Source organism: Streptomyces sp. NPDC054841, from assembly GCF_053611045.1.
Map to the genome: position 1 here is coordinate 1 of NZ_JBSGZO010000717.1, position 3,158 is coordinate 3,158.

The 3,158-nt window shown below is 70.2% G+C and carries 3 protein-coding genes; all 3 read left to right on the forward strand.

All coding sequences use genetic code 11. From position 1 onward, the window contains the following. Window positions 1-223: 223 nt before the first annotated feature. The 3 genes from eccB to ACWGI8_RS42210 all read left to right on the forward strand — a co-directional run bounded on the left by eccB (window position 224) and on the right by ACWGI8_RS42210 (window position 3,053). Window positions 224-1,807: a type VII secretion protein EccB gene (eccB, locus tag ACWGI8_RS42200; RefSeq protein ID WP_453668763.1), complete on the forward strand. Its 1,584-nt coding sequence runs from the start codon at window positions 224-226 to the stop codon at window positions 1,805-1,807. Window positions 1,808-2,317: 510 nt separating this feature from the next. Then, the gene (locus ACWGI8_RS42205; protein WP_453668764.1) at window positions 2,318-2,653 is read left to right on the forward strand and encodes a hypothetical protein; all 336 of its coding nucleotides are present in this window, start codon (window positions 2,318-2,320) and stop codon (window positions 2,651-2,653) included. Window positions 2,654-2,744: 91 nt separating this feature from the next. Then, window positions 2,745-3,053 (forward strand): WXG100 family type VII secretion target, encoded by a 309-nt coding sequence (locus ACWGI8_RS42210; RefSeq protein WP_453668765.1) that lies wholly within the window; start codon window positions 2,745-2,747, stop codon window positions 3,051-3,053. Window positions 3,054-3,158 lie beyond the last annotated feature (105 nt).

A 3,158-nucleotide genomic window follows, 5' to 3' on the forward strand; every position in this document is an offset into this window, starting at 1 on the left:
TGGGGTCTCCCCAGGCCCGGAGGGCCGAGGGGACGCATCGCAAGGCGGTGGGGGAACCTCCCAGCGGTAGCTGGGGGAGATCGCCCTCGTACTGGACGTACTTGGGCGACTTACGACAACGCGGCGAGGTGCCGCGCCAGGCGTCGCGGGCCCGCGAAGACCGACCGGACAGGACCTGACACACCCGCACGCCGGGACACGGAGAACGAGTTGAGGAGAGGCTGTGCAGTCCAAACGCGACCAGGTACACGCCCACAGTTTCATGATGGGCAGGCTCAGTTCGGGCCTGCTGATGGCCGACCCGGACGCCCCGGAGAGCCCGCTCGGGCGCACCACCCGCGGCGTGGTCTTCGGCGTACTGGTAACCGTCCTGATCGGCGCGGGCGCCGCAGTCTTCGGCCTGCTGCGCCCCGGCGGGAACGACGGCTGGCGCAGCGGTGAGCACCTGGTGGTCAACCGCGACACCGGCGCCCGGTACCTGTGGACCGGCACCGACGGCGTACTGCACCCGGTGCGCAACTACGCCTCGGCGCGGCTGATCGGCGGCTCCGACCTGGCGACCGCGGACGTCCGCACCGCCTCTCTGCGGGACGTCCCGGTGGGCGCCCCGGTCGGCATCCCCGGCGCCCCGGACGCCGTGCCCGGGCCCGACCGGCTCGACGACGGCGCCTGGCACATGTGCGTCACGGGGCCGGACGGGGCGCTGCCCGACACCTCCGGTGTCGTGGCGAGCACCGGGGTGGACAAGCCTGGGGCCACCACCGTGGTGGCCGGGGTGCCTCTGGACTCCCGTGGCATCGGCGGCGACCGCGGGGTGCTGGTACGCGGCCCGGACGGCACCGAGTACTTGGTCTGGCGGGGCAGCAGGCTGCCGCTGGACCGCGCCTCCGACGCCCGCAACGCCCTCGGCTACGGCTCCCAGCGGCCGATGCCGGTCTCGGCGGCCTTCCTCGACGCGCTGGCACCTGGCCCCGCCCTGCGCCCACCCGCGGTGTCGGGGCGCGGCGAGGAGGGCCCCGTGCTCGGTGGTGAAGCCAGCCGGATCGGCCAGCTGTTCAAGGTCAGTGTGCCCGGCGGCGGCAGCACTTATCACCTGCTGCGCAAGGACGGCCTGGTGCCGCTGACCCGGCTCGGCGCCGCCCTGGTGCTGGGCGACCCGGCCACCCAGAAGGACGCCTACCAGGGGCGGTCGCCCGAGGCGCGCACCGTCGGCGCGGACGCGCTGCGCGAGCACAGGGCGAAGGACTCCGGCTCCGCCGGATCCGAGGAACTGCCGGACACGCCGCCCAGCCCGCAGCCCGCGCCGCGCGGCACCGCGCTCTGCGCGCAGGTCGACGGCGACAACGGCGGCGCCCGGATCAGGTCGGTGCTGGTCCCTCTGACCCGGCTCGCCCCGGTCGCGGTGTCGCAGGGCACCGATCAGCCGCTGAAGCGGGCCTGTGTCCCGACGGACGCCACGGTGGTACGGCCCGGGCACGGCGCCCTGGTCCGGGCCCTGCACGCGAGTGGCGCCGCGCACGCCGGGACCACCTATCTGGTGGCGGAGAACGGCGTGAAGTACCGCGTCTCCGCCAAGGACTCGCTGGCAGCACTCGGGTACGAGGCTGCGGACATCGACTCGGTCCCGGCACCGCTGCTCGCAGCTCTCCCTACCGGCGCGGACCTTGACCCGGCCGCAGCCTCGGGCGCCGCGGCGCCCAAGGTCACGGCTCCGGAGTGCGGTGCCGCCGGTCAGTCGGGGCAGCGCGGGGGGAACGACAAGGCGGACACAGCGGGTACCACTCGCACTGCCGACACCGCACGCTGATGAAGGCAAGGGCCTCATGCCGCGCGGCGCCGACGGAGCGGAGTCGGCGAAGTCGTCACGGGGCCAAGCGCGGTGAGACACCTCAGTGAGCTCAGATACTTTTCGGTGGGCACAGATATCCTTTCGGTAGGCTCAGCTACTTCTTTCGGTAGGCTCAGCTAACTTTTCGGTTGGGCATAGATATCTTTTCGGTAGGCCGCACCCGGGGAAGTTGCGGATACGCGTCCATTGCCGGATTCGGTGCTGCCCGATGGCCGTTCGCCTTCTCCGCGTGACCGTCTTCCGTCCATATCGCGTCACCCCGCGGATGGTTCACGCCTGCCGCCCCGGACGGTCGGGCCGTGTTCATCCCGCTGAAACTTCGGGACAACTCCCTTGCCGCACACAAGAATTCTGGCGAGCTGACGGAGGCTTGAATCTTTCCTCTTGCGTTGCGCGGAACGCTGGTTTCTCTTTAATCTCGGCGGGCAACGGGGCCGATGGGACTCGTCTGAACGAAGGGAGCGCGGCATGGCGGACAGCGCCGCGAGGAAAGCGGACTATGCCAAGGGCTTGGGGGGCGTCTCCTCACTGGAGTCGGCCCGGAGCCAGGTCGAGAAGATTCAGAACAACGTCGCTGAGATCGCCGCGCGTTCGGGTGTCGGTGGCGACGAGGGCCAGGCCCTGCTGAAGCTCTTCCGCAGCTGGAACACCGAGGCGCAGAAGGTCGTCGTGCAGATCAGCAAGATGGTCGACGCGCTTCAGGAGAACGTGACCTCGGCCAACCGCCTGGCGAAGGAGAACCAGGACCTGACCGAGGTGCTCAACAGCAAGACCAGCCAGGGCGTCTTCGAAGCACTGCGCTGACCCACCTCCCCCGCGGCACCGGCCCCTTTCGGACAGGCCGGACCCGTGAGCTTCCCGGGCCCCGTCGCCCGGCCACCCGAGAGGAGACGTCATGGCCGACGGCATCATCGACGTGCAGTACCCCATGGTCCGGCACGCCATAGAAGAGCTGAAGGAACAGACCCAGCAGATCATCACGACCCTCAACAACCTGGAGGACGAGCTGAAGCCGCTCGTCACCTCCTGGGAGGGTGCGGACCAGGAGATGTACCGCGGCGTCCAGGCGGAGTGGGACCAGGCGACCAAGAACATGGCCCTGCTCCTCGGCGACAGCGGCGAGCTGGTCCAGAGCATCCACGACAACCACTCCCGCGACGAGCGCAAGAGCGCCGACAACTGGGGCAGTGTGCGGGCCCGCTAGTGCTGTGGCCGGAAAGGTTTGCCGGGAAGCTCGCGGCGTCCGGTGCGGTGCATCGCAAGGCGGAGTATCGCCCTCGTACTGGACGTACTTGGGTGATGCGACAAC